The organism is Peribacillus kribbensis DSM 17871, assembly GCF_000430765.1.
Taxonomy (GTDB): domain Bacteria; phylum Bacillota; class Bacilli; order Bacillales; family DSM-1321; genus Paraperibacillus; species Paraperibacillus kribbensis.
This window is the reverse complement of sequence record NZ_AUMQ01000033.1, coordinates 122,312-148,690: the sequence shown is the minus strand read 5'-3', so window position 1 is coordinate 148,690 and position 26,379 is coordinate 122,312. Positions and strand designations below refer to the sequence as shown.

The 26,379-nt window shown below is 42.4% G+C and carries 23 protein-coding genes and 1 pseudogene; 11 read left to right on the top strand and 13 right to left on the bottom strand.

Annotated features, from left to right (window positions below; all coding sequences use genetic code 11):
• Nucleotides 1–5 precede the first annotated feature (5 nt).
• Both H539_RS0106285 and H539_RS0106280 read right to left on the bottom strand, forming a co-directional pair.
• Nucleotides 6–419: a hypothetical protein gene (locus H539_RS0106285; RefSeq protein WP_026692828.1), complete on the bottom strand. Its 414-nt coding sequence runs from the start codon at nucleotides 417–419 to the stop codon at nucleotides 6–8.
• 142 nt (nucleotides 420–561) lie between these two features.
• On the bottom strand, nucleotides 562–1,701 hold the full coding sequence (locus tag H539_RS0106280) for a PP2C family protein-serine/threonine phosphatase (RefSeq protein WP_026692827.1): 1,140 nt from the start codon (nucleotides 1,699–1,701) through the stop codon (nucleotides 562–564).
• A gap of 508 nt (nucleotides 1,702–2,209) precedes the next feature.
• Between H539_RS0106280 and H539_RS0106275 the strand changes: the two genes are divergently transcribed.
• Nucleotides 2,210–2,977: a YoaK family protein gene (locus H539_RS0106275; RefSeq protein WP_051348466.1), complete on the top strand. Its 768-nt coding sequence runs from the start codon at nucleotides 2,210–2,212 to the stop codon at nucleotides 2,975–2,977.
• Nucleotides 2,978–2,998: 21 nt separating this feature from the next.
• Here the strand turns inward: H539_RS0106275 and H539_RS0106270 are convergent, their stop codons facing one another.
• The 3 genes from H539_RS0106270 to H539_RS0106260 form a co-directional block, all read right to left on the bottom strand.
• Nucleotides 2,999–3,673 (bottom strand): DUF421 domain-containing protein, encoded by a 675-nt coding sequence (locus H539_RS0106270; protein ID WP_035321992.1) that lies wholly within the window; start codon nucleotides 3,671–3,673, stop codon nucleotides 2,999–3,001.
• Nucleotides 3,674–4,323: 650 nt separating this feature from the next.
• Entirely contained in the window at nucleotides 4,324–5,973 is a 1,650-nt protein-coding gene (locus H539_RS0106265; protein ID WP_026692824.1) for a methyl-accepting chemotaxis protein, read from the bottom strand.
• An 18-nt stretch (nucleotides 5,974–5,991) separates the two neighbouring features.
• Nucleotides 5,992–6,990, bottom strand: coding sequence for a BMP family lipoprotein (locus tag H539_RS0106260; protein WP_035321991.1), 999 nt, complete (start codon nucleotides 6,988–6,990; stop codon nucleotides 5,992–5,994).
• Between the two features lie 145 nt (nucleotides 6,991–7,135).
• On the opposite strand from H539_RS0106260, the gene H539_RS30030 reads away from it, so the two are divergent.
• From H539_RS30030 to H539_RS33395, 7 genes are all read left to right on the top strand, one after another.
• A complete protein-coding gene (locus H539_RS30030) occupies nucleotides 7,136–7,828 on the top strand; it encodes a VC0807 family protein (RefSeq protein ID WP_051348465.1) in 693 nt (230 codons plus the stop codon).
• Between the two features lie 177 nt (nucleotides 7,829–8,005).
• Complete coding sequence (locus tag H539_RS32585; protein ID WP_218970913.1) at nucleotides 8,006–8,152, top strand: glycosyltransferase; 147 nt, start codon at nucleotides 8,006–8,008, stop codon at nucleotides 8,150–8,152.
• Nucleotides 8,145–8,351, top strand: coding sequence for a glycosyltransferase family 2 protein (locus H539_RS32580; protein WP_026692822.1), 207 nt, complete (start codon nucleotides 8,145–8,147; stop codon nucleotides 8,349–8,351). Before H539_RS32585 ends, H539_RS32580 begins: the two co-directional genes overlap by 8 nt.
• 143 nt (nucleotides 8,352–8,494) lie before the next feature.
• Complete coding sequence (locus H539_RS32575; RefSeq protein ID WP_218970912.1) at nucleotides 8,495–8,923, top strand: polysaccharide deacetylase family protein; 429 nt, start codon at nucleotides 8,495–8,497, stop codon at nucleotides 8,921–8,923.
• 68 nt (nucleotides 8,924–8,991) lie between these two features.
• Entirely contained in the window at nucleotides 8,992–9,258 is a 267-nt protein-coding gene (locus tag H539_RS0106235; RefSeq protein WP_026692820.1) for an excalibur calcium-binding domain-containing protein, read from the top strand.
• A gap of 765 nt (nucleotides 9,259–10,023) precedes the next feature.
• Nucleotides 10,024–10,161: a hypothetical protein gene (locus H539_RS33400; RefSeq protein WP_245602136.1), complete on the top strand. Its 138-nt coding sequence runs from the start codon at nucleotides 10,024–10,026 to the stop codon at nucleotides 10,159–10,161.
• Entirely contained in the window at nucleotides 10,148–10,288 is a 141-nt protein-coding gene (locus tag H539_RS33395) for a hypothetical protein (protein ID WP_245602135.1), read from the top strand. The genes H539_RS33400 and H539_RS33395 overlap by 14 nt, the downstream gene beginning before the upstream one ends.
• 107 nt (nucleotides 10,289–10,395) lie before the next feature.
• Here the strand turns inward: H539_RS33395 and H539_RS32760 are convergent.
• A pseudogene (locus H539_RS32760) lies at nucleotides 10,396–10,494 on the bottom strand (nitrate ABC transporter ATP-binding protein); the annotation flags it as partial.
• Nucleotides 10,495–10,695: 201 nt separating this feature from the next.
• On the opposite strand from H539_RS32760, the gene H539_RS0106215 reads away from it, so the two are divergent.
• A complete protein-coding gene (locus H539_RS0106215) occupies nucleotides 10,696–12,861 on the top strand; it encodes an LTA synthase family protein (protein WP_026692819.1) in 2,166 nt (721 codons plus the stop codon).
• A 484-nt stretch (nucleotides 12,862–13,345) separates the two neighbouring features.
• On the opposite strand, the gene H539_RS0106200 is transcribed toward H539_RS0106215, so the two are convergent.
• The 4 genes from H539_RS0106200 to H539_RS27890 all read right to left on the bottom strand — a co-directional run bounded on the left by H539_RS0106200 (nucleotide 13,346) and on the right by H539_RS27890 (nucleotide 18,644).
• Complete coding sequence (locus H539_RS0106200) at nucleotides 13,346–13,903, bottom strand: DUF6843 domain-containing protein (protein WP_342664001.1); 558 nt, start codon at nucleotides 13,901–13,903, stop codon at nucleotides 13,346–13,348.
• Nucleotides 13,904–14,436: 533 nt separating this feature from the next.
• The gene (locus H539_RS0106185) at nucleotides 14,437–15,672 is read right to left on the bottom strand and encodes a serine hydrolase (RefSeq protein WP_026692816.1); all 1,236 of its coding nucleotides are present in this window, start codon (nucleotides 15,670–15,672) and stop codon (nucleotides 14,437–14,439) included.
• A gap of 107 nt (nucleotides 15,673–15,779) precedes the next feature.
• Nucleotides 15,780–17,483, bottom strand: coding sequence for a transglycosylase SLT domain-containing protein (locus tag H539_RS30015; RefSeq protein ID WP_051348464.1), 1,704 nt, complete (start codon nucleotides 17,481–17,483; stop codon nucleotides 15,780–15,782).
• Between the two features lie 141 nt (nucleotides 17,484–17,624).
• Nucleotides 17,625–18,644: a M14 family zinc carboxypeptidase gene (locus H539_RS27890; protein WP_051348463.1), complete on the bottom strand. Its 1,020-nt coding sequence runs from the start codon at nucleotides 18,642–18,644 to the stop codon at nucleotides 17,625–17,627.
• Between the two features lie 182 nt (nucleotides 18,645–18,826).
• Between H539_RS27890 and H539_RS0106170 the strand changes: the two genes are divergently transcribed.
• Together H539_RS0106170 and galU are read left to right on the top strand one after the other, a co-directional pair.
• A complete protein-coding gene (locus H539_RS0106170) occupies nucleotides 18,827–20,833 on the top strand; it encodes a penicillin-binding transpeptidase domain-containing protein (RefSeq protein ID WP_180321044.1) in 2,007 nt (668 codons plus the stop codon).
• 98 nt (nucleotides 20,834–20,931) lie between these two features.
• Entirely contained in the window at nucleotides 20,932–21,816 is an 885-nt protein-coding gene (galU, locus tag H539_RS0106165; protein WP_026692814.1) for a UTP--glucose-1-phosphate uridylyltransferase GalU, read from the top strand.
• A 192-nt stretch (nucleotides 21,817–22,008) separates the two neighbouring features.
• On the opposite strand, the gene H539_RS0106160 is transcribed toward galU, so the two are convergent.
• From H539_RS0106160 to H539_RS0106150, 3 genes are read right to left on the bottom strand one after another with little or no spacing between them, the layout of a single operon-like run.
• On the bottom strand, nucleotides 22,009–24,678 hold the full coding sequence (locus tag H539_RS0106160) for a YfhO family protein (RefSeq protein ID WP_026692813.1): 2,670 nt from the start codon (nucleotides 24,676–24,678) through the stop codon (nucleotides 22,009–22,011).
• Between the two features lie 20 nt (nucleotides 24,679–24,698).
• Nucleotides 24,699–25,100, bottom strand: a complete 402-nt coding sequence (locus H539_RS0106155; RefSeq protein ID WP_026692812.1) for a GtrA family protein — start codon at nucleotides 25,098–25,100, stop codon at nucleotides 24,699–24,701.
• Nucleotides 25,087–26,094 carry a glycosyltransferase family 2 protein gene (locus H539_RS0106150; RefSeq protein ID WP_026692811.1) on the bottom strand — a complete coding sequence of 336 codons (1,008 nt, stop codon included), beginning with the start codon at nucleotides 26,092–26,094 and terminating at the stop codon, nucleotides 25,087–25,089. The genes H539_RS0106155 and H539_RS0106150 overlap by 14 nt, the downstream gene beginning before the upstream one ends.
• Between the last annotated feature and the right edge of the window lie 285 nt (nucleotides 26,095–26,379).

Genomic DNA, 26,379 nt, shown 5'->3' with positions numbered 1-26,379 from the left:
TTGGCTTAACCTTCCAGATCATCCTTAAATGAAATCGAATAGGACAGGATGTTTATGATCATCAGGAAGGTGCCCACTAAGAGTGAGCCCACAATATATTGCTTATGGCTATGGATGGAAATCTGCGATAACTTTAAAACCCCGAAGGATCCAGAAAGACAAAATAAAAATATAAAAATGAAATTCAGGGGACCCTTGCTGGCCGCAGAAGCATTCATTGAGAATAAAACCAGGTAATAGCAGGCCAAAAAGGAGCCGGCCAGGGTAAGGGAGCCCCAGTATAATACTCGTTCTGCATCCTTCTGCTTTTTAACCCTCGTACTTACTTCCACTGCAATGATACAGCCGAGGGCAGCGAAAAAAAGGGTGGGCAGGATGTATCGGTAATCAAATAATGAATGAACTGAAATAGAATACAAGATGGGACTCCATTCTCCTAAAAAATCATCCGGAAGAGGCGACCAAGGCTTTTTTACTATTTATATCGGATAGTTGGGGGAGGTTTTTAAAGTGCATAGAAAAAATCCCCTGCAACCCGGCAGGGGATTCTCTCTATTAAAACTATGAACATTGAATCAGCACAACACACATATCATCGCCGGCTGATTGCTGCTGCTCAGGAGTCAGGACCAAATCAAGCGGCTCCGCGACACGGGCTTCTGACATAAAGGAAGAAGCGGCCTGCTTTAAATACCGTATGCCTGCTTCTTCATATTTATCAACGGCTTCGTACACTCCGTCGGTGAAGAACAGCAGCTGCATCGAATCATGATAGGATAAAACATGCTTTTCAGACTTGATGGTGTCAAAGAATCCGATGGCACAGGTATTGCTGGCCAGATCCTTCACATCGCCGTCAATCAGCGCATAGCCGCTTGGATGCCCTGCGTTAATGTACTCAATCGTACGCTGGGCTGTATCGACTACGAGATAAATGCCTGTAAAGTAATAGGGAATCCTTTCGTTCTGCCGGTTCAAGGAATTCATCCAGCGGTTCAGCTCCCCAATAACATACTCTGGATCTGGATTGGAACGGATGGAGTCGCGCAGCACAGAAGAGATAAACATGCAGACTAAAGAGGCAGAAATGCCATGGCCCATCATATCAAGCAAAATGGCCGCATGGCGGTTCTCATCGATTTCATACCAATAATACATATCACCGGCCAGCTTATTCGCGGGAAGATAGGATGCCTTCATCAGAAGATGATCCTTATAAATCGGCTCACTGAGCAGGCTGGTCTGCACCTGCATGGACAGCTCCAGCTCATTGGTGATTTTCTCTTCCTGTTTCTTGTGCCAGTCCTTTTCATACTTCAAACGGAGGGCCACACGGATCCTTGCCAGGAGCTCCGTTTTCTTGATCGGCTTCATCACATAATCCATGCCGCCTGCATCAAGCGCCTCAACCACCTTGCTTGTATCTTCAAGAGCTGTCACAAAAATGACCGGGATATCCTTCAAATGAGGAAAACACTGCAGCTTCCGGCAGGCCTCAATCCCATCCATCTCCGGCATCATAATATCCATCAGAATCACATCAACCTGTTCTTCTATAACAAACGGATTATCAGAAAGCAAATATGTAAACATGTCCTGTGCCGAAGTAAAAGATAAAGAATCTGTATAACCCGCGCGGCTTAACAGCTTCTCAACCACAAACAAATTCGCTTCGTTATCATCAACAATTAATATGCCCATTATGCCCTCTTACTCCCCAAAACAATTTTTATTTATATAGTCTATTCTAACATTTTTATATACCCAGCTTCGAGCAAGTTGAAACATATTGAATTAAAAATTCGCCGAAAGAAAGGTTCATGATTTATTCAAACGTTTGATTAGTTTTTATTGTAGTAGAAAACTGAATGAAAGTTAATAAAACACAGTCCAAAAAACCCGATAAATGCTCGCTATCGTGACTAACCCATAGGATGAAATTAGTCATAGTATGGCCGGGATTACCATTTACAATTCTTTTAGGGTTTTATGTTCCCTCTGAAAAATTATGGAGGGGGGATTGGTAATAAGAACTAAAAAGACGGAGAACTAACTTAGGAGATTTGCCTCAAGGCCAAAACTTCAGCAGGGAGCGGGAGAAACGGTTCAGAGAAGCGGTCTCGAGACCCTGATTTCAGCAGTGAACCATAAGAATAGTTTCTCCTCCTCAAGGGTAAAAGAACAAAAAACTCATTTCAGGAGAAACTTTATGAGAATCCGCAGCGGTAGAGGAAGAATTCGTCTTTCATCTGTACGAAATTACATATATGAAAAAAGAGAAAAGCTGCCTCCTTTGACAGCGGAGTCTGTTGGATTGGGCATCCTGCTTGCGGCGGTCGGAGGATTTCTGGATGCGTATACGTATATAAGCAGGGACGGGGTATTCGCGACCTCACAGACCGGAAACCTTGTGCTGCTCGGAATTAAGCTGTCCCAGGGGAAGTGGCATGAGGGGCTTGCCCATATTCCGCCGATGATTGCGTTCGTTTTTGGGGTGATAGTTGCGGAGTATCTGAAGCATCCGCATATTATACGGCTTTTCCCTTATCCGGCGAGAACGGTGCTTCTGGTTGAAAGCATCGTTCTATTTATTGTGGGTACCTGGCCGCCTGAGGTTCCCAGCATAACGGTTACGATCACCGTTGCCTTTGCGGCCTCTGTGCAATTATCCGCGTTTCGGACTCTTGTAAAATGGCCCTATAATTCTGCCATCGTTACGGGAAATCTTCGGACCGCATCCCAGGCTGCCTATGTGGCCGTCATGGAAAAGGACCGGGAGGCGGCACTTAAATGCCTGGATTTCAGCCTGATCATTTTGGGTTTCCTTGGAGGTGCTTTGACAGGTACCGTATCCACTCTCCACTTTGGTACTGAAGCCATCTGGATTGCTTCGGGCATCCTGATCCTGGCACTGGCCGTGATTCAATCCAATCCCAAAAAACTGCTGGTGTATACGAAAGATAAGAAGCCTAAATGAAGCTCTGCCATGGCAGAGTCTTTATTTTTCCTTCAGACGGATATAAAGGTCCTCTCCCTCCCGATATTCAGCATAAGAGACCTGACTGAGATTCACATGGCGCTCCTCCAGCTCGTGCCTCAATTCGCCTTTATCGATAGAATGGCGGGTGAGGTTCAAATCAGAAAACACACCGTTCTCAATGACGATTACTGGAAAATGCTTATCTTTGGCTGGCAGGTTCAAATCCTTCCTGGTGGGCGCATCCTGCAGTGACCGCTTCATCACACTGAGGCTGCCGTTATTTTCAAGAATTCCATACTCTACCTCCCGAAGAGAAAACACCTCATTCGCCCGGAGCATTTCCAACAGCTCCTGCATATCCACCCGATTTCTCTTAAGCTGATTCCAATCGACCGTCCCTCTTATGATGACAATCGAAGGATTTCCTTCCGTCATCCTTCGGAACCGATAAAACTTTTTAGAAAGATATTCACAGACCAAAATGAGAAGCACCCAGACAAAGCAGGCAAAAACTACATGCAGGATGCTCACATTCTGGTCATAGAGGGCATTCCCCAAAAACTCACTAAGCAATAGAGTAGAAACAAAATCCATCGGATTCAGCTGCCCGATATTCTTTTTGCCCAGCAGGCGGGTCACCCCGAACAAAGTGATATATCCAATCACGAGCTTAATCGCTAAATGACCGTACATCCAGATTCCTCCCCTATGGAACGGTATATTGATTAATTCCACTATATATGCGAAAAGAAACTAGGTGGAAGGAAGAGGCAGTCTGACCTGCGGGGTATAAAATATCCATATTTGGCTTAAACTGTAGCTGCAATTGAGTCATTTTTATTCCTCTTTCATTGTTTATCGTGGTTGAAAACATTGTTGACAAGAGTGAATAAAATGACTCTTTCATTTTATAAAACTATAGGGGATCCTCTCCGGGTTTGGACAGGTTGAAGCGGGAAGCAGGGAAAGTAGTCCGAAGTCGGTTCGGGTTCGGACAGGTTGAGGCGGTCGGCGGAGAAAGTAGTCCGAAGTCGATCCAGGTTCGGACAGGTTGGAGCGGGTAGCGGAGAAAGTAGTCCGAAGTCGGCCCAGGTTCGGACAGGTTGAAGCGGGAAGCGGGGAAAGTAGTCCGAAGTCGGCCCAGGTTCGGACAGGTTGAGGCGGTCGGCAGAGAAAGTAGTCCGAAGTCGATCCAGGTTCGGACAAGTTGAAGCGGGAGGCGGAAAAAGTAGTCCGAAGGCGGTATAGGTTCGGACAGGTTTGAGGCGGTCGGCGGAGAAAAGTAGTCCGAACCCCACTCACACTAAGACAAAAAAAAGCAGCCCTCAGGCTGCTTCCCTAAATCAAATCCTAAACCGCGCAATCGTATGGTTCAGTTCCTCAGCCAATCCGGCGAGTGAGACTGCCGCCGCGTTCACTTCCTGCATGGAGGCGAGCTGCTGCTCGGAGGCGGAGGCCACTTCTGCTGAGTGGAGGGAGGTTTCCTGGGCTGTGCCGGTCATGTCGGTGACTCTGTCGGATACCAGGGTGACATCTCTGGAGATGGATCCGGAGATGTGGGTGATTTTTCCGATCTGGTCTGATACTTCCATAACGGATGACAGAATGCTCTTGAAGGTGCTGTCGGTTTCGCCGGCGATCTCCAGGCCTTTGTCGACTTTTTCTTTGGCAGAGAGGATTGATTCCACGCTTTTCTTAGTATCCTTCTGCATTTCAGAAGTAATGCCTGTGATATGGGAAACCGAGCTGCTGGTCTGCTCGGCAAGCTTCCGGACCTCATCGGCTACAACAGAGAATCCTCTTCCGGCCTCACCTGCCCGTGCTGCTTCGATGGCAGCATTCAGGGCGAGCAGATTGGTCTGTTCAGCGATACTTTTGATGAGCACGAGAATGTCGCCGATTTCCGCAGAGCGGGAGTCCAGTTCATTCAATATAGATACCGTTTCCTCCACGGATGAATGAATGGAATTCATCTGATTCAGTGTTTCCGTTACAAGCTGGGAACCGGTATTAGTCTGTTCATTGGCTGCAGCTGTAAGCTCAAGTGCGGAAGCAGCGTTTTCCGCAATATCCCTAGAGCCGTCCGTACTCTGTACGACAGCCTGGGCTGATTCCTCCAGCTTCAGGGTCTGCTGCTCCGCTCCTGACGCCACCTGCTGAATGGAGGCGGTGATCTGCTCGGTTCCTCGCATGGTTTCATCCGCGCTGGCCATCAGCTCCTCCGCGGAGGCAGCGACCTGGCTCGAGCTCAGGCTCACAGATTGGATGACCTCCCGCAGGTTGTCGCCCATGTTCTGGAATGCCTTATTAAGGGCGTAGATTTCATCTTTTGTTCGCACCTCGATGTGCTCGACAGCCAGATTGCCCGCTGCAATTTCCTCAGCAGATGAAGTGATCTTTCGAATCGGCCTGACAATTCTTTCGGTATAAAGAGCTGCACCAACGGCACAGGCAAGGATTAAGATCAGAATCGCTGCGATGGAAAAGGTAACAATCCATTTAATCTTGCTCTCCAGATTATGCTGGACCACAAGAAATTCTTCATTGATGCTGCGCTTCAATTCAAACACATCGTTTGCCATTCCTCTTGTGCGGAAGGACTGGCGCTTTGCCTCTGATTGATTCCGTTCATTCAGCACCTTTAACGAGCTGACATGAAGGTTTTCATATTTTGTATTGATTTTGGTTAAGGTTTTCTTCTGCTGTGAATCTGTAATGTAGCCCGCAAGAGACTTTGTCCCGGATTCCACGTTCTTAAAGTCTGTCCGGATGTCGTTCTCATTACTTGCCGAAGCATTGATGGCATAGGACCCGAGTGACTTTGAAAGGCTCTTGGAGGAGCTGTTCAGCTCTTCGATCTTGACGAGCATATTTACGAGTGTCTCGGTGGATGAGTTCAATGATCTCATCTCCATGATAATGAAACCGATGATGAGAGCTGATAAAACGAGAGGGACGAGCGATAAAAGTAAGATTTTTTGCTTGAGCTTCATGCTGTCATTTCTCCTTCCTTATGGCTGAACGGTAATCGTTCCGTTTTCAATTTTATTTTTAAACTCATCCAAGGAAGTCTGCTCCTGGGGAGTCAGGGAAATGACACGGATCGGTGCAATATCCACGCCGTGCTCTTTAACGCCTAGCACTCTGTCCTTTTGAGAAAGCTTTCCGTTCTTGACTAACTCTTCCGCAACATTGTAAATGGCAACATCCACCCGCTTCATCATGGAGGATACGACGGACTTTTCCGCTAAAAAGAATTGGTCAGAGTCCACGCCAAAGGAGTAGACTCCAGCTTCCTGAGCCTGCTTTAAAACGCCGATGCCAGTAAAACCAGCGGCAGGATAAAGATAATCGGCCTTCTTTTTGATCATGTCTCCTGCGATCTTTTTGCCGAGAACATCGTCATCAAAGCTTCCAGCATAGGTGGAAAGGATTTTGGCCTTTGGGTTTACAGCCGTTACTCCCTCCTTGAAGCCATTCTCAAACTTATGAATCAGCGGTACATCCATGCCGCCGACAAAGCCGACCACTCCGCTCTTTGTTTCCATCCCGGCAATCAGTCCGATGAGATAAGAGCCTTCTTCTTCTTTAAAGGTTACAGAGCTAACATTTGGAAGCTTTGAAACGGTATCAATGACAAGGAAGTTTTCATCAGGATATTTTTTGGCCACCTTATCGATTGCCTCCTGCATGGAAAAGCCAAGTCCGATGACAAGGTCATTGCCTTCCTTTACAAGCTCTTCAATTCCAGTTTCGTACGTTTTTGTATCCTTGATTTCCCGGTAATCAAACGAAATGCCGAGTTCGTCCCGCGCCTTTTCGAGCCCCTCAAAACCGGCATCCGAGAAGGATTGGTCGCCGAGTCCGGCATCGGAAAGCATAATGCCGATTTTAATATGTTTTTTAGGTGCTGCTGAATCAGCCTGCTGGGAACATCCCGCGGCTGTTAAAATAACCAAACATGATAGCAAACTTAGAAGGATTTTTCTCACTTGGATTCTCCTGTTCATAGATAGTAACAATCTTTATTACGGCATAATTTCAAAAAAGTTAATAGGCAGGAATATAATTCAGTATTTTTAGAAAACAGCTTGTTCATTTTTGGGATGGCGGACATATATATGGAAGAACTCTAATTAGGGACGGGATAAACATATGCGGGCAAATGTACGTCTGGTTGTCGATCTCATTTTATTCTTTCTTTTTCCCTTGGTATTCTGGGAGCTTAGCCGTGAAATGATCGGTGATTATCCAGCGATGCTGTTTTCCGCACTGCCGGGTCTGATTTACAGTCTGTACCGCTTTAAAGAAAGGCGTCTAAATTTTACCAGTCTGTTTATGTTTATTAACTTGATTGCCGGATTTTTGCTGGACCTGCTCTCAGGTTCTGCGATTCAGCTTTTATGGAACAATATTTTCTATTCTGCGGCACTTTTCCTTATATACGCCGGAAGCCTTGCTGCGGGAAAACCGCTGCACATGTATTTCGCCCTTGATATGATGGAGCTGAATGGACACGATCGAAAATTAACAAAGGAGCTCTTTTTTGAAAAAAAGGTATACCGATTATGTCAGCTTATTACGGCCCTCTGCTGTCTTAATGAAATGATCTACATGGCCATGATGACAAAGTGGATCCAGCGATATGGGGTGGAAACCTACCGCCTGGATCTTGTATTCGATAAGTCCATCGATATCGTCCTCTCCGGGATCTCCCTCATCCTTTTTTTGCTCATCCGCAGGAAAGCAGAAGAGGCTCTTCCTGTGTCGCGGATCGCAAAATTGAATGGAAATACCTTGTATGTATGGGAGCTGTCCTATCTGTTTTTTTGTAATGTGGGACTTTAATTAAACGCTTGATTAAAAATGGAGCTCTAAGGAAGAATGGATAGAATAAGACTTTGGTGATCGCTGAGTTTATAATCTATCTATTCTATGCCAAAAGAGGTGGGGGAGAGTTTCATTGTTTAGAGATCAACCGGTATTTTAGTGGATGATGTCTTTTGGTACCCGGTGGTCATGAGTATGCTCTGGATCATTGCCGGGCCCTGGTTTTATTTTTCCGTGCTTAACGAATCAGAGACCGTAGAATTTACTATAGAAAAGCTCCATGATCTTCATTATATGGATTATGAGATCATAGTAATTAATGACGGAAGTACCGATGTTTAAGCTTCAGCACCTCACGGAAAAATACGAGAAGCTGAGAGTGATTGATATAAAGACAAACCGAGGAAAAGCGGGACTGATCGCCTCTCATGGCGAAATCCTGGTTACGATCGATGCCGATGCTTATTTAGATAAAGAAGCACTGAATTATCTCGTATACCATTTGTTGCCCCTCAAAACGGGGAACAAGTTGGAGCCGTGACAGGCAATCCGAAGATCCGGAATCGTAGATTTCTCCTTACTAAAATCCAGGTAGGAGAGTTTGCGAGCATTTTGAAGGTTCTGTTTAAAAAGATGGGTCAGTCCTGCGCGGTTTGGGACACCCCGGATCGGGGGGATGAGCCAATGAGCCCGAGTATAGATGGAAAGCAAAAGAAATATAAAAGAGCCTTTGAGGTATTGATGACCATGGCAGGGTGGGGAGCGCTGATCTCGCTGTTTCTTCAATTCCCGGTCACACTGCTGCTTTGGTTCTGCAACTTCGCGCTGATCCGCTCCGTACTATTAAAGAGCAAAGGAGCGGTATTTATCACGCCGCAGGAGCTCGATGACTACCGATCCGGGAAGATGAAGGCACTTCCGAAAAAATCCGTCATGCTCACCTTCGGAACGCATACCAACAATATGCACTTCCAGGATAAAGCATCCATCGCTGTCTACCAAAAGCACTTCGGCGAGAAACCCCGCTACTTTGCCTATCCGTACGGATTTGGAACACTGGGAACCGACCACGTGCTGCTGATGATTAGGAAAAGTATCTTTATAAACTATTAAAAACTATTGTCTAAAGTTAACTTATCCATTACAATATCATGGTGAATTATTGGAAGGTTGTGGAATGATTGAAGAAAACATTATCTATTATTTTATCGGCAGGTTTAGCATTATCCTTTGCACCAGCTCACAAATCGGATGCAGAAGGTGTAAAAATCATTACTTATAAAAACTGTACGGCTATGAATAAAGTGTATAAGGGCGGAGTAGCAATTTCCTCGAAAACAAAGAATAAAGGCGGTAAAACTAAGTATAAGCCATTCGTAAATAAAGCTCTCTATCAGAAAAATACAAAGAGCGATAGAGACAAAGATGGCATTGCATGTGAGAGATAAAAGGGGAGGCGGTCAGCCTTCTTTTTATTTACTCAAAATGAAAACTACTACAACGATCAAACCACTGATTAATTAACAGTGGTTTCTTTATGTGTTTTATAGGAAGAACTTGCTATATATTTTATAACAACTCAAGCTTGATGGAATAAGAATGACTCTTAATAAGTTTAACAATCGGATAATATGAAAACTTCACAACCTATTCAAAATGATATTAAAACTATATACTGTACAAGTCCGAGCCTTTGGAGATATTCGGAATGCTGAAAAAATTGGCCAATGAGCTTAAGGAATAAGGATACAATTCGGTAATAAAGTAGTATTTTAGAAAAACCTTCTCGAATGAGTGTAATACCCGGGTAACCTTCTTTCTTTTTATTCGACAAATCATAGTTAATTTTTCCTATGAACATTTTTAAAAATTAACTATAATATTGTAGGATAAAAGAAGGCGAGGTTCATTGAGTACCTGGAGAAATATATCCTAACTAGAGATGACTTGTACTTCGACGAAGAAGAGATGCATTCACTGAGAAATGGTACTTCATCCACGAACCACTTCAGAAGTTTTTCACAGCATTTGTCTTTCTTTCACACAAGGAAGATACGCTTTTTTTTATGAGCAATTTTTTTCTCAATGGTAAGGGGCGGCGGAAAGAATGGTTTGATTTGATTTCATCAGCCCCTTCACGGCATCGATCGCTACAACACCTCCATCGTGACCAACAACGAGAAGCAGGCAAGACATCATTCAAGGAGATATATGTGAATGGCTCCCCGGAAGTATTGGAGGATATGTTCTACTGGACCAAAGTGGAAATTATGAGTTATGACACGAAAAGCACCGTGCAATTCCATACATACAATGCAGGAACAAAGGATGGATTGCGTGATCTATCATGAGATCCCTTCCTATTCGACCTTTGATAGAGTCAACGTCTTTTTTTCCGGTCTTGGGAAGATACCGAATTCCAGAGAGTTTTTCATTGGGACAGATGGTTATGTCCGTGAAGAGTATCAGGGATTGTAGGACCTCTTGGAAAAAATAGACTCTTAAAAGGATTCAGGTATAGTGCTTGAATCTTTTTTCTTTCTGACAAACTTTGTGGCTAAAATCTTCCATGGAGGAGACCTGCCAGAAAGTGCCCTTGCAATCCCGGCCCTTTGCTTCATTCCTCCCGATAATTGTTTCGGAAATGCCTTTTCAATACCATTTAAACCAACCATCTCTATGTAATGTTATTGCTCACTCGAATCCTTCTCTGCTTTCCTGAACCCATTCCAATATTTCACGAATGACCCTTTTTTCTCTATATGTTAATATATACAAATGCTGTTTATTGATCTTATGTAAATTACATGTTAAATTTTGTAAAGAGCAAAATGATATACTAGTAGATAGTATTTACATGATAGTTTAGAAAAGAGGGGTTATTTTTGTCTACGAATTCTCTGCCAGAACTGGAAGGGAGCAGACAGCCTAAAAGAGAAAATAAGCCTTTAGTAAAAATGAGGTATAAAAAATCGGCTGTACAGCTTTTGACATTGTTCTTTATGATTGGTCTCCCGATTCTTACTCTTGTGATCAGTGAGCATATTGTCCGGGAGGCACTCGCGATGCCTTTTTCAGATTGGACAACAGGATTTACGAAGCGTTTTGCGTTGAATATTCTTCTGCTTGTTGCTTTGTTCAATCTGCTATTTATCCTGCCAAGGAAATGGTTTATGTTAACTAGCTTCCTGCTGAGTGGTATATTAATTGTTTTCGCGGTAGCCAATAAAATTAAGATCGAGCTGCGCAACGCACCGATTGCTGTAGGCGACTTTGCCCTGTTTAACGAGCTGAAGGGCCTTGATAATCCGGTTGATCTGAACTGGGGACTCATCATTGGGCTAGGAGCTGCGCTGATTGCTATAATCGTAGCTATCTTTTTACTAGTTCCAAAGTTTAAGGAAAATTGGATCTATAAAGGGTTGGTATTTCTCCTTTCTGCTGCATTCTTAGGGATGGTCTGGACCGACTATCCGATCTCACTAATGGAGAAGGTTCAATTCCAGAATACATGGTGGCAGCAGGAAGTCGGCACCATGCGAAATGGCCTTTTTGGAAACTTTGCGATGCTTGCCAAGCAGACGCAAATTGAACCCCCTAAGGGCTATTCGAAGCAGAAGATAGAAACGCTGGGCAAAGAGTACAAGCCTGCAGCCGGGACAAAAGGTGAGAAGCCAAATGTTATTTTCCTAATGAGTGAAGCCTTTACAGATCCTCTTCATTTTGGAAAACAATATTTCACTGAGGATCCTATCCCTAATTTCCATAGTCTATACAATGAATCTCTTCACGGTACGATGTACTCTCCTGAATTTGGGGGAGGTACTGCGAATGTGGAGTTTGAAGCATTAACAGGGCTGAGCAGACAGTTCATGCCTGACAACTATATTGCTTATCAGCTATATATCAAAAAGCCGCTGCCTTCTGCGGCCTATGCGTTTAGAGATGCGGGATACCATACAACAGCCATTCACTCTTATTATGGCTGGTACTATCAGCGCCAGACTGTCTATCGCCTGCTTGGATTTGACCGCTTTATATCCGGCGAATTCATGGATCTTGACCATGCAAATGGTTCCGGATGGGGCTTCCCTAAGGATAACAGCATTACAAATTCGACCATTCAGGCTTTGGATAATACCAAGGGCAGGGACTTTATCCATGCCGTGTCAGCTGAGGCCCACCAGCCATACCGCCCTCTTGCCGACTCGAAGTTCCTGAAAAAGGGTGTGCTTCCGGAAGCAACAAGGCAGTATCTTAACAAATACACTGAAAAAATGCACAGTGTTGATACAGAGCTCGGACGTCTGGTTAAAGAGCTTAAAAAGAGAGATGAGCCAACTATCCTGGTCTTCTGGGGCGACCATTATCCAACGTTCGGAAATAATAATCAGGTATTCGGTGCGCAAGGTACGAAGATTGCAAACAACATCATGGGCAATTACCAAGACTTCATGAACTCTCATGACGTTCCATACTTTATCTGGTCTTCCGAGAATAATAAGTCACAGAAGCTTGACCTATCTCCTAACCAGTTTAGTGCGATTTCACTGGAAATGGCTGGAGTGAAAGGAAATACGGTTACAGCCATTCTTGATAAAATGAGATCACAGGGCAAAACGGTTATCCCGTATAATAAGTGGCAGAAGCAGATGGGCGGCCAGACGAAGGAAATGCAGGATCTTCATATGCTTCAATATGACCTCCTGCATGGTAAGAGATATGCTTCCAGCGCTGTTCCAGGTTTGATTGAAAAACCAAACAAGAACTATCATCTTGGCTTGTATTCGACCATGAAGGTGCAGAAAACTACCTTCACAGCGGATCAATACGAAATCTTTGTCAAAGGGGCTCCAAAATACTCTAAGCTTATGAGCAAGGGTGGCAAAGAAGTGAAAGCAGTTTGGAACATGGATAAAAACGGGATAGCGTCCTTTACCGTGAAAAAAGCGGATATAAAACCAAAAGAAAGCTATCGCTTTGCTGTATATGATTCTATGAACAATGTACTTCGAGGCACCAAATACTTTAAGCTCAAGCAAACAAATTAAATAACGTGAAGAGTCAGGAATTTCCTGGCTCTTCTTTTTTATCAGGATTGTTGCCCTTTCCATACACCAGCAATGTAATCGGATGCGTCTGCAAGTCATTATAGCCAGAATCAGAATCCTGGAAGCCATCCATATGACTTCCGTGCTGAAGCCAAATAGCTGCATTATTCCTTTCAGCTTGTAGAGGAGCCTGAGAAGAAGCTAAGGTACCGAAGTATAAAGTGTCTAAAGAACGTTTGGAAAATCGGGTATGTCGTATCTAACTGTAGAAACTAAAGCAACTAAGGAAAATGATATAAATGCTATAGCCAATGATGTTGCACATAAAGGTAACGCTAGTAAAACCGATTCTGTATATGACACCACCAAGAAGAATTGCTCTGATAAATAAAAAGAGCTACATGATACACTCCAAAAATTATGAGGCAAAAATCTAGACCATCAGTTATCCATTCAGGGTAAATAAAAAAAAGCTATTATTTGCTCACTGAGCAGGAGCTTTTTTTCCTTTTCCAAGCTGCTCAATTAACTGACCAGGATAGGTAGGCTCAAAACATTCAGCGTAGTTATAGTCATTTTTTTCTTTGCCAACCCAAAAAGATGTTATCTTGTATTCATATATGAATTTATCATTATTCTCTTCCCGGTCACTTAACATGCTGTAGAGTTCATGAGAAATCATGTTTTGTTCACGGGTTAATTCTTTTATGGCTTTACGATTTTTATCCACATAATAGTACTTAATTTCGTGCCAGCCTGAATTATTCTCGGGTTCAAAACCAAAGTTCGCTGGTGAGGACGTTTTTAAAATTCCGTTTTCAGGAATACGATAAATGATTGTGTTATTTTTTATGTGCAGGGGAGGGGCACCTTTCCAATCATGTACAATGCCTACGCATTGGTTCATGCTTTCTGGTATGTAAAATACTTCTTTCGGTCCTTCTTTTAGTGACTTTGAAACATAATAATGAGTGAAAAGCACAGATATAGAAGCAATCAATAAAATAGTAAAAAGGAACACTCCTGCCATGATTCCAAGCACTTTGAACAAATGTTACCACCTCAGATACATCATACCAAAAGAGAGGTTGGATGCAATCTAATAATAAATATAAACTTCATTTACCATTAATAGGATGGAGCGAATGCAGGACCCGTACACATTTGCATAAACTTTGCTAGCTCTTGTTAGTTCAGACAAAATCCTTTAACAGATTAACCACTGTTATTGGATACACTGTCTCAATTTCTTTTATTGACGTAGTTGAATTCCCTATGCCAGCTGGACCGGATATAATATATACCTTGTTAACTCTTGTATTATCCATCCAAGAAACTCCCCCTAGAGTTAAATTTAATTGTTAGTTTTTGTCCGACACCTGCATTTATGTTTCATCAAACGTTTGATTAGTTTGGGTACTGACCCCTTTTCCAACATTAAAACCGTTTATCCATAAGGGTTGGAGGTTCGGGAAATAATTCGAAACCCGGGTTTCGAACTCATAGTACCTAGACCCACTAACAAAAAAAGCGGCAGCCGATAAACCGCCGCCGCTGACTGGCAAATTACCTAATTTAAAATTTCTTTGCCAGATTAAGAGGAATATACCCAACCCTTCCTCCAAGAAGAACCGAGTAGCCTAATTTATCATCTTTTCCTACATAAGCAAAGGTCTGCCCTTTTGCAAGCGAGCCCAGATTAACCATTTTTCCCGAAACCAGGGCTGAAACCGGTGTATTTCCAAGAAGTGAAATCTTGCCTAAAACCCTCTCGCTGACAGCCTTTGTGGAAGCTCCCTGTTTCATGAATATACCAATCTTCTTGATATACACTTTTTCTCCGCCGCTCAAAATTTCATAATAATATGGATTGTAGTTTTTAGAATAAGAGAACAGCTCGCCTTTATTCAATTCACCAATCTTACTGAAGGTGCCCTTATTATTTTTGTATATGGCCATATTTTTTGACGATGTAAAAGCAGTGCCGGAGTTCGCTTTTACATGATACTTATTAATGATGGCTGCGAGATCAGCTATGACTTTTTGAGATTTTTCATAGGAAAAGCTCCTGGTCATGATTGAAAGGGCATAAGGCATTTGTTGATACACAATCCCCGTATCGTTATAAATTTTCTCATCGGGAATCATTCCTACCTTATGGGCTGTCTGAACTCCCGGGATACCTTTGGGAATCGTAGTGTTATAGTCCGTATGCTTCAGCCATTCCACAAGCTGCTGTGCAAGGGAGCTGGTTTCGGCAAGCTTATACAGCCTGCCCGTATAGATAATCAAATCATCCGGTGAAGTAAGGTTTTGGTTATTAGGATAGGCGTTCGTCCCGCCGATGCTCTTCATGTACTTAATGAAGTTCTGCTTTCCAACTTTCTCCCTGAGCATAATGAATGCAATGTTATCGCTATGTACCATGGCCTTTTGAAGGAGATCCTTTATTGTATAGCGGGTCCCCACCTTGGCTTTCTGGATCACGCCGCTTCCTCCGTAATAGTGGCGCTTTTGGTAGGTCAGCTTCTCAGAGAGATTTATTTTATGCTGATCAGCCAGTTCTACAATATAGAGGGCGAGCGGGAGCTTAATCGTACTTGCTGCCCTCGCGGTTTTGGAGCTTGATATAGATAGAGTTTCTCCTGTTGCCAGATTCCTATATTTCAAGGTTACCAGAGAACGGTTTTTGCCCAGGTACTTATTGATATCCTTGGTCATGCTGCTCTGGAGTGTTTCAGCTGCCTTCGGCTGGATGGGCTGGAGAATGGTTACAAAAAATAGTGCCAGGATAATGATGATTTTCTTCAAGACTAGACTCTCCTTAATTAAAGATGATATATACTTTTAAAAATATACCATATTAATCCACCAGTTTAACTGAAAAAAAGCCGGAATTGCTCCGGCTCTTCGTTATATTAAGGAAAGTTTGGTGAAGCCACATACCAGTACCCGCTCTTGCCTGGAATCTGGACTTTATACCAGTTTAGAAGATTGTCATCATTCATAGTGTCCTCAATGCCTGTTTGGACGATGGTAACCTGCGTATTTGCAGTCAGCGTATACTTGGATCCCGCCTGGGTAGTAGGCTGAGTCCGGTAAGTAACTCCTTTTTTCAGAGTGTATTTCGTACCAGCAGTATACATCTGTGTAGACCGTGTCTGCCTGCTAGTTGTGTACTTTGCGTTGGCATCAATATAATAACCAAGCTTATCGGGATTCTGGGTGACCTTTACATTGGCTTTGTTCAGTACCTCGGGATTAAGCTGTGCTCTTTGGATGATATAGTCATAAACACCCAGTTGATAAGCATTAGAAGTCTTGTTTGGATCATTAGTATAAGAAATGCCGTTATAGGCCATAATCGCAAAATACCAATCTTCCAATACGGCTTTATTATGGTCGTTGATTATAGGCAGCTCACTGCCTGCGTAATTCCACTTTTCTAAAAGAATATCAATCCCGATCTGGATATTGGTAACGATATTATACTTGGCTTTTTCCCATTCACGTGAATCCTTACCTGTTGCGTTAGGAGTTACCTGCATAATTCCAATACCGCCGTCACTGCTGATGAAAGGTTTTCCGTCATCTGTAAACTGCTTAAAGCCGCTTTCCTTATAAGCTATAGATTTCACAATTTCAGGAGGTATCTCTACGCCTTTCTTGATGGCCGCCGCCGTCAGCTTCTGCTTGATCTGGGCTTTCGAGATCTTAACCTGGCCCAAAATGGAGTTCAGCCTTTTGTTTAGCAGACTCTTCTCTGTAGAAGAATAATAGCTGCTATTAATTTGAACTTGAATACTTTTGGTCAAATCAGGCACCTGTCTATCGGTTATCCCTGGTGAAATAAGCCCGTCAAGCCTCGTAAGCTCAACTTCCAGCTGATAATAGGCACCAAGCTTACCAGTCTTGGCTTTGCTGGCAACAGCGGCATGGAGTTTATTAAACTCAGCATTCAGCGCTGCCTTGTAGATCGCCTGAGGAATCTCCGTCCGGTTGATCATCGCGCTTTTATAGTAAGGTGCAATAAAATCCGCACTGCCGCTTAAACGTTTGTTGGCTTCATTGATTTGCAGCTTTACAGATAAAGCCTTTGAGTAGGTGGAGAGCACCCATTTGGCTCCCTTACTGTAGTTATTATCAATCTTTGTGCGGATTGCGGCAGGGGAAACCTTGTTCAATCGCGCATTTTGGGCTGAGTTTTCAATGTTCAGCGTTACCAGCAGGCCTGTATCTGCCTTGCCAGCCTTGGCAGCGGCATCGATCTTTAGTTTATATGAATTAAGCGTTTGCCCTCCTTGGACAGCGGCTACATAATAAGTACCACGATCAATTGACGCTTTAATAGATTTGAGTGTAGAAGCATATGTCTTTTCCTGTGAAGCTGTCAGTATCTTAAGTGCATAGCTGTATTTAGATTTAGCTGTCGATAGATAAGTAGATGGCACATTCTTACCAGTCGCACCTGACCCCATCGTATACTTATCCAAATTTTTGGCGGCAGTTAGCGCATCCGATAAAACCTTCGGGGTAGCTGCCGATGCATTCGATCCCATTAAAGAAGCGAATCCTAACACAAAGAACAGACCTAGAAACAATACAAACTTACTAATCTTCAATTTCTGTTTCCTCCCATATTCTAGCATTCTCTAAGTATACAATAACTTGGGGAGTGGGGATAGAAAAACCCTAGCCGCAAGGGATAGCAATCCGGGCAATGGGGTCAGACCCCCCAAAAAAAAGACCCCGCAAAGGGGGCCTTAGTGCATGCGTGCACTATATTTCTTCGCACTTTCGTATCCGGCAAACAAGCCCGCCGCCTGGTTCTGCTTCCAGGCAGCCGGAAACTCAGAAACCGGTGGGTTCGTTTCATTATAGTAAGGCGAAATTTCAATCGTAAACGCGGTCCGCTGTTTGATGCGGGAGAACCAGTCGCTGAAGCCCGCTCCCTGGGAGAAGTCTGTGGTGTTATACAGGCGGTAGCCTGTCAGGCTGTTCAGCTTTTTGGCGAGAGCCTTATCGCTTGTGAGGCGGCTGCCCTTCTGCTCATAATTCCAGAATAAAATCTGGCCGCTCGTATGATAGGACAGTGCCAACTCCGGGTTGATGGAATTCACGAGGCCGAGTACAGCCTTAACTTCAGAAGCAGCTGCCGGCTTCATCCCCTTGTAATCCCGGTAAGAAGGAGCTTTCGGACTCCTGGTCGTCGCCCACTTGGCATCATACTGGCGGTTCAGGTCCACGCCCTTCGCATTGGACTTCCAGCGTTTAAAATTCTTGCTGCCATTATTCATTTTAATGAGGGCGGCATGATAGGAAGCGGGAAATGCCTTCAGTCCGGACTGCTGCAGTGTCACACCATCCGGGTTGACCATCGGGACAAACCACAGGGTGGAGGAGTTCAGCACTGAACGTACATTATACCCCTTGATGCTGCCGCCGCTTTTATAGGCCCCCGCATAGCGGTCGATCATGTACATGTTCAGGTTGGTGGTCAGCCATTCACGTGCATGATGGGAGCCATTGATAAAGGCTGTCGCCTTGCCCTTTCCCAGGGCCACCGCATAAATATTCCGTCCGAACTCGGACTTTCCGATCACTTTTACCTTAACAAGGTCAGGATACGCCTTCTGCAGTTTGGTTAAATCCGCTGCCATGTTCGAATACGTATACGTCTTGTTCGGATTGACAATCGCTGATGCCGCCTGCACCGGTTTAAATACAGCAACAGCCGCAAAAGCAACAATCAGTCCGATCACTGCCATTTTTGTTTTCTTCAAAAAAATACCCCTCCTCAAAAGATAAATTAGTAGTACAATTCTATTAAACTATGAAATCAAAAGGAAAAAAATCCAACAAATGTCTACAATTTAGTAAACAGGGAATGAGTTAAATGGCTCAATAAACGGTATAATATTCCACGAGGCAGCTTTTTTTATTGCATCTTATAGAGGAGGTTACTATGAAATACATAAGACTAGTATTGTGTTTAGCGTTTGTACTTGTACTTGTGTCCTGCAGCAAGGAACCTCAGCCTGAGGACCGCATGCAGAAATTTGTACAGCTTTGGAACAAGCAGGATTTTGGCGGAATGTATGACTATCTCTCCAAGACTGCCAGAATTCCGATCAGCAAAAAAGAATTCACGGATCGTTATAAGAACATTTACAGCGGAATAGAAGCCAAGGACCTTAAGGTCACCTATAAAAAACCAAAAGAAGAACAAGACCACAAGGATGCCAAGAAAATATCCATTCCATTTTCTGTAAAAATGAACACAGTCGCTGGAAACATTTCCTTCGATAAAAAGGCACAGCTCGTGAAGGAAGCAAAAGATAAAGACAGTGATGACAACTGGTATCTAAACTGGTCACCGGATTTCATCCTTCCTGACTTAAAGCAGGGAGAAAAGGTGTCCGTAGATGACGAGCCGGCCGTCCGGGGCGAGATCTATGACCGCAACGGAAAAGGACTGGCCATTAACAGCAAGGTCTATGAAGTCAGCATGGTGCCGGGAGAGATGGGAGATAAAAATGCCATCCTGAACAAGGTATCCAAGCTATTACATCTATCCATCCCGGAAATTAAAGCGAAACTAAATCAATCCTGGGTACAACCAACGTATGCCGTGCCGGTCAAAAGCATACCAGGAGACCAAATGGGACTGGCCCAGGACCTTGACGGCATTCCGTCCGTCTATGTGGATGACAAAACCTCAAGGGTCTATCCGTACAAAGACGCAGCTGCCCATCTTGTCGGCTACATCGGAACCGTAACGGCAGAGGACCTGGAGAAGCTTAAGGGAAAAGGCTATACCTCAAGCAGCCTGATCGGCAAGCGCGGCCTCGAACAGCTGTATGAGGACAAGCTGAGAGGCGAGCCTGGTGCCAAGATTACCATCCAGGATAAGAATAGAGAAGAACGTGTGGTAAAAGAAAATCCGGCCAAGCAGGGAGAAAAAATCCAGCTTACCATTGATGCCGAGCTGCAGAAGAAAATTTTTGCTTCTTATAAAGGAGATGTAGGATCTGCGGCAGCCATCCAGCCGAAGACCGGCGAAACCCTGGCTCTCGTTAGCAGTCCGTCCTTTGATCCAAACAAAATGGTACTCGGCATGTCGAAGAGGGAACGTCAGGCTCTGGCAAATAACCCCGACAATCCGTCCCTGAACCGATTCAGCGCACTTTATGCTCCTGGTTCAACCATGAAGCCGCTCACTGCGGCCATTGCCCTGAAAAACGGCATCGATCCGAGCAAGACCATGAAGGTATCGGGCATGAAATGGCAGAAATCCAAGAGCTGGGGCAAGTACGATGTTACACGTGTCCATGATTTCGGCGCCCCAGTCAACATGAAGTCAGCCATGATTTACTCCGACAACATCTATTTTGCCCAGCAGGCCCTGGCCCTTGGGAAGGATAAATTCATAGCTGGCCTCAAGGACTTTGGCTTTAACGAGGATCTTCCATATGAGTATCCGCTCCCGGGCTCCAAGACGGGCGATATGGGCAGCGAGATCCTGGTAGCTGACAGCGGCTACGGCCAGGGGCAGATCCAGATGACCACCCTTCATCTGGCTGATGCCTACACGCCGTTTGTAAACCAGGGGAATCTGATTAAGCCAAGCCTTCTTTTAAACGACCCGGACAAAGGAAAGGTCTGGAAGCAAAGCGTCATCCAGCCTGAGCAGGCATCGGCTGTGGTCGATATGATGAAGGCAGTCATCTCAGATCCTAAAGGTACCGGCCACGCAGCAGCAGATCTTAAAATGCCGCTGGCAGGAAAGACCGGAACGGCCGAGCTTAAAGAAAAGCAAGGCGTAAAAGGCACTGAAAACGGCTGGTTCGTCGTCACCAACCCTAATAACCCGCAGTGGCTTCTTGCCATGATGGTAGAGGGTGTTGATAAAAAAGGCGGCAGCAAGCATGTTGTGGAAAAAGCGAAAAGTATTATAAAATATATAAAGTAGAGGACTTGTCACACCTTAAACTTATTTATAACAAGCGTGGGCCGGTTTTGGCTTCCATTTGATGAATAGGAAATTTATTTCGAGTTAGGAGCAAAAAAATGCGTAAAGTAAAAAAAGCAATTATACCAGCAGCTGGTCTAGGAACCCGTTTCCTTCCAGCCACAAAGGCAATGCCAAAGGAAATGCTTCCGATAGTGGATAAACCAACGATACAATATATTGTGGAAGAAGCAATTGCATCAGGTATAGAAGATATTATTATTGTAACCGGTAAGGGCAAGCGTGCAATTGAGGATCATTTTGATAATGCTCTTGAGCTGGAACAAAACTTGCTGGAAAAAGGGAAGTTGGACATATTAGAAAGAGTTCGATACTCTACTAACCTGGCAGATATACACTATATAAGACAGAAGGAACCAAAAGGGCTGGGCCATGCCGTCTGGTGCGCGCGAAATTTTATAGGAGATGAACCATTCGCTGTTTTGCTCGGTGATGATATAGTGCAAAGTGATACTCCTTGTTTAAAGCAGTTAATTAACCAGTATGAGGAGACTAGGTCTTCAGTTATTGGTGTGCAAACTGTACCTGCGGATGAAACGTATAGATATGGCATTGTTGACCCTTCCCAGCAAGAAGGAAGACGCTACCAAGTGAACAGTTTTGTAGAAAAGCCTAAATTGGGTACAGCTCCTTCAAATTTAGCTATTATGGGACGATATGTATTAACTCCAGAGATTTTTAATTTTCTGGGCGAGCAGGAAAAAGGAGCTGGGGGTGAAATTCAATTGACGGATGCGATTCAAAAGCTTAACCAGATACAGCGTGTCTTCGCATATGATTTTGAAGGAAAAAGGTATGATGTTGGCGAGAAAATCGGGTTTGTAAAAACAACGATTGAATTTGCACTTCAGCACGAGGACCTTCAAGAGGATATCATGGATTATTTAAAAGAGATTGTTTCCTCTAATCAAATAAAAAGCTGAGAAAGATAAATGACTAACTATAACCGGAAAGGGTACCTCCCTGAGTGTACTCTATCCGGTTATTTATTTTAACTATTACATTCACCTGGTGAAATTTGAAAAAAATAAGACTGATTAAATAAGCATTATGCGAATTCATGTCAGTCTTATTTTTATGCTTGAAAGGTTATTATATTCTTAATCTCCCGTAGTTTAGGGACTAAGTAATTTCTTCCTGATAACTAATAGTGCAGTACCTAGACTTATTATAGAAATAAGCAAACCCGGAACAAATCCTTCAGGTATAAACTTAAGAGTGACGGAATGACTACCTTTTGGAGCGTATATTCCCATAAAGGCAGTATGAACAGGGAAGGTCTTTACTTTTTTCCCATCTATAGAAGCCTTCCAGCCTGAAGAATAAGGGATAGACAGAAAGAGAACAGAGTTTCGTTTGCTATTATAGTGCCCTTTGATGAAATTATTCCCATAGTTTATTTTCTTTAAACTGTCCTTCTGATAGTGCTTTATTTCCTTTTTATAGTCTTCGTAACTGCTAAGAGTAACCCTTATATCTTTAAGAACGAAAGTCCCAGGCTGTAATTGGAGTTTGATCCATTTAGTTTCCTGATCCTTCCCAAAATGAAAGATGACTTTATTAGTCGTATCTGTATAGTAATACTGAGTAAGGGCGTATTGATTATTTCTCATGTTCTTTTCGAAGATATAATTTTTTCCGGCATTATTCAGGGCATGCATCGTGATGCCATGATTCGTGGTGTAAGGGACTATATCTGCAAAAACAGAGAGATCCGAAAGGGAATGACCCTTTACAGGTATGGTTATTTCTATAGGGTTTCTAGAAGAAATCAACAGGCCTTTCTCCTTTTTCTTTACTTTAGTTGGACTATTGAATACTGCTTGAGAAAGGGAGCCCGCGATTTCTATTGATGTTTTAGTATTAGTCGGTAAATCTAGATCTTTGTAGTCAGATTCAGAAACAACTGCATTTTTTAGCATGATATCATCATGTAATGACCCGTTCATCTGATTAAACTCAGAAGAAGAAATGGCCCCGTTATACAAAAATCCGACTGGCAGGAAGTATTTATTTTTTTCAATGATAATATTATCTTTTTGATAAACAGGTACATATCCATATAATTGAGTTTTAGTGCCAGTAAAAGAAACACTATATTTATTATTTAATAACGTAGTTACAAATGTATCATTAGGATATCCCTTTAAAGTATTTATCCGTCTTGATCCCATCTGGGCCAATGTGTCCATTTCGAAAGACTGTAAGTCCCACTTTAATAAAGAATTGTAGGAATAAAAGCTGCGGAACCCATAACTTAAAGAAGAATTATTCCCTAAAACCTGTGGGTTATTCGGATATATCCTATAAAAGTCGTGATCCTTTTTTAGTTGAAGAAGGGTTTTCTTAACCTCTGCATTATTATAATAATGTTCATAATCATTTTTAGTCAAAAGAGGTAATACTCCCCATACTCCTTTATGGGAATTCCCGGGATTTCCTCCCTCTGTTCTTGTAAGTAAATCGGTAACTAAACTATAAGGAAGTAATAAGCTGTATAGGATTACCGTAAGGGAGCTCAAAAGTACCAAACACTTTTTTGCTCCAATTGCTGATAAGTTTTGCGAAAAAATAAATAAGACAGCAAAAAGAGCTGGAAGATACTCTATATAACCAGCATAATGGGTAAACGGATTTTTGAGTAACCATATAGATAATAGACTTGAGGTCAATAGCAATATGACGATGTTCTTGATCCGTGTAAAATCCATCTCGTTTAAAACAACCGCTGAGAATGTGATTAACAAAGTATTATAAAGAAATAATGCTCTAAATTCAAACGGCGAACTAAGGCCGGCAATAAGAGAATTGATCTCTTGGAAATCTATCATTAGGAAAACTGCTATGATCATCAATGCATGAAACCAATACCGCTTCAGCCCGTTTACCAATACCAAGGGTAAGACGATCAACGGAAGGAAACTCATCCCGCCCTGCCAAACTAATTTAGTAAGAAGTTCACTCCAATCCAAGATTTTCTCAATCGAGGCTTTATCAGGCCGATGAAAAACATTGGAATGAAAAAGACTTATTACTGATGGCAAAAATATTACCATAGCCGTCCCAAGGGACAATAAGTAAACACATGCCAATTTAATGTGAAAATAAAAAAATCCCTTGAAACCCCCATGATTATGGTGGAATGTAAAATATCTAAAAATACTATAGAAAAACAATCCAATAGTGATCATGAAGAGGAAGTAAAAATTACTAATGCTGGCTAAGAAAAGAACCCCAATCAGAAAAGCCGGCTTTTTAGCCGATAGGAATCTCTCATATCCCAACAGTACAAATGGAAAATAAACTGCAGCATTTAAAAAGAAATAATGAGTGTAAAAATGATCAAAGTTGAAAAGGGCAAAGCTGTTCGCTATCCCGGCAATAAAAGAGATCCATTTCTTTATTCCGATTTTTTTAAGCAGTAAATACGTTCCTAAGCTAATTAGGGTGATTTTAAGAATTGTAATCGGGATAAAAGACAATGGAAACCAGGCCTTCGGCAGCAGGAGCAGCGGCCAAATAAAGATATCGCCGAGCATATAATAACCAAAGTCATTCCAAAAGCTCCCTCCAGGACCATAAGTCCATGACCAGAAAGGTAACTCCCCGCTTCTAACCAAATCATGAAATAGATTGAAAAAATGTACATATTGTTCTTTGGCATCTCCCAAAGAAGCTAAGTAATAATAGCCATGGTCTGCTATTCGATAAAATATCAACAAACCCATAGTGACTGTAACTGCAATCAGAAGAACCATATGCATATCTAGTTTGGAACGAATCATGTAACACCTGCTAAACTTAATTATTTTCCTTCATTTGTTTTAAATATGACCAGGCGGCTGGCAGCATAATTGAATAGTACGACTAAAATATTTGCGATTACTTTTGAAATAAGATCATTGATAGATAATAGCTCTACCAAAACCAGCATAGTTAAAAAGTCTAGTAAGAGGGAAAGTATGCGAAATAGGAAAAAATTACCTATTTCTTTAACTAGGCCGCTTTTGGAAGTAGTTTTAGAAGAAAAGACATAATACTTATTGGTAACATACGCAAAAAAGACAGACAAAAACCATGAAACCACCGTTGATACCTTATAGTTAAACATTAGCCATTCTGTCAGGATATAAAAGCTGGCTATATTTATAAGGGTCGTTAAGACCCCTATTATAAGATACCGTACTAATTCTTTACTTATTTTCATTGAATTCCTTTTCTCTTTCATTATTATATTCTCGTAAATTTTCTAATCCTTTTAAGTAAGGCTCCCGTTGACCGTTATATTCATTTATAAAGTAGAGAGGTCTATTTTTAGTTTCATTAAATACCCTGCCTAAATACTCGCCTATAACACCTAATGAAAGTAATTGGATACCTCCTAAAAATAAAATAACAGACATCGTAGAGGGATAACCGATAATCTTTTCCCCAAAAAACAATGTCTTGAATATAATCACAAACATGTATATAAACGCCAGAAATGAAACGATCACGCCGATAAAAGAAGATATCCTTAACGGAAATGTTGTAAATGATGTGATTCCCTCGATTGCCAGATCCATTAATTTTGCATAGTTCCATTTAGTGGTCCCTGCCGCACGGGGATCTCTATCAAACAGAATCTCTTTTTTATTAAATCCAATCCAGCTGAACATTCCTTTGGTATATCTTTGTGTCTCCCGCAGCTGTTGTAAAGCTCGTACACATCTTTTATCCAATAGACGAAAGTCACCCGTATCTTCTTCAATTTTAATTCGAGAAACCTTCTGGAGAACCCGATAAAAGGATTTGGAAGTCCACTTTTTCAGCCAGGATTCACCTGATCTTGATTTGCGTTTCGCAAATACGTCATCATAACCTTGCTCCCACAATTCAATCATCTCCGGTATTAATTCTGGAGGATCCTGTAAATCAGCATCAATTATGATAAGTGCATCGCCTCTCGTGTAATCGAAGCCTGCCAGCATCGCAGTCTCTTTTCCATAATTTCTGGATAAATCAATATAGGACACCCTGATATCCGTTTCTCTTAGTTCTTTTATAATATTTATAGTCTGGTCTTTGCTTCCATCGTTAACAAAGAGTAATTCAAATTCATAATTAGTAATGTTATTTATGACTTTTGAAAGACGATGGTAAAGTTTATATAAAACTTCTTCTTCGTTATATGCTGGAATTAATATCGTTATTAATTTCATAGATCTTCCTCCTTCAAAATAAAACCCAGAAGCCGATATAAAAACATATGGATTTAGTTTCCTGCTGAATACAAAATACATGGTGACATAATTTTCCCAAACCACATTGTATCACGGAAAAGTCATTTATTGCATAAAAAAGAGGAAGTTTGTCAACTGATACTAAAACTAATACCCAACTAAAACCAGATAAATGTATAAAAAGCTTAATCATCTAATAAATAGAGGAGAAATTGACCATTGAAAGGGAAATGGCTGGTAGTTTAATATTGTAATATATGTATA

What these genes read in the sequence shown, in the direction of transcription:
- H539_RS0106280 (WP_026692827.1), bottom strand. Translation starts at nt 1,701, where the DNA reads ATGGGCATATTAATTGTTGATGATAACGAAGCGAATTTGTTTGTGGTT.
- H539_RS32585 (WP_218970913.1), top strand. Translation starts at nt 8,006, where the DNA reads ATGCTCTGGATCATTGCCGGGCCCTGGTTTTATTTTTCCGTGCTTAAC.
- H539_RS0106160 (WP_026692813.1), bottom strand. Translation starts at nt 24,678, where the DNA reads ATGATTCGTTCCAAACTAGATATGCATATGGTTCTTCTGATTGCAGTT.
- H539_RS30030 (WP_051348465.1), top strand. Translation starts at nt 7,136, where the DNA reads ATGCGGGCAAATGTACGTCTGGTTGTCGATCTCATTTTATTCTTTCTT.
- galU (WP_026692814.1), top strand. Translation starts at nt 20,932, where the DNA reads ATGCGTAAAGTAAAAAAAGCAATTATACCAGCAGCTGGTCTAGGAACC.
- H539_RS0106260 (WP_035321991.1), bottom strand. Translation starts at nt 6,990, where the DNA reads ATGAACAGGAGAATCCAAGTGAGAAAAATCCTTCTAAGTTTGCTATCA.
- H539_RS0106270 (WP_035321992.1), bottom strand. Translation starts at nt 3,673, where the DNA reads ATGTACGGTCATTTAGCGATTAAGCTCGTGATTGGATATATCACTTTG.
- H539_RS0106155 (WP_026692812.1), bottom strand. Translation starts at nt 25,100, where the DNA reads ATGAAAATAAGTAAAGAATTAGTACGGTATCTTATAATAGGGGTCTTA.
- H539_RS0106170 (WP_180321044.1), top strand. Translation starts at nt 18,827, where the DNA reads ATGAAATACATAAGACTAGTATTGTGTTTAGCGTTTGTACTTGTACTT.
- H539_RS32580 (WP_026692822.1), top strand. Translation starts at nt 8,145, where the DNA reads ATGTTTAAGCTTCAGCACCTCACGGAAAAATACGAGAAGCTGAGAGTG.
- H539_RS32575 (WP_218970912.1), top strand. Translation starts at nt 8,495, where the DNA reads ATGAGCCCGAGTATAGATGGAAAGCAAAAGAAATATAAAAGAGCCTTT.
- H539_RS0106265 (WP_026692824.1), bottom strand. Translation starts at nt 5,973, where the DNA reads ATGAAGCTCAAGCAAAAAATCTTACTTTTATCGCTCGTCCCTCTCGTT.
- H539_RS0106275 (WP_051348466.1), top strand. Translation starts at nt 2,210, where the DNA reads ATGAGAATCCGCAGCGGTAGAGGAAGAATTCGTCTTTCATCTGTACGA.
- H539_RS0106150 (WP_026692811.1), bottom strand. Translation starts at nt 26,094, where the DNA reads ATGAAATTAATAACGATATTAATTCCAGCATATAACGAAGAAGAAGTT.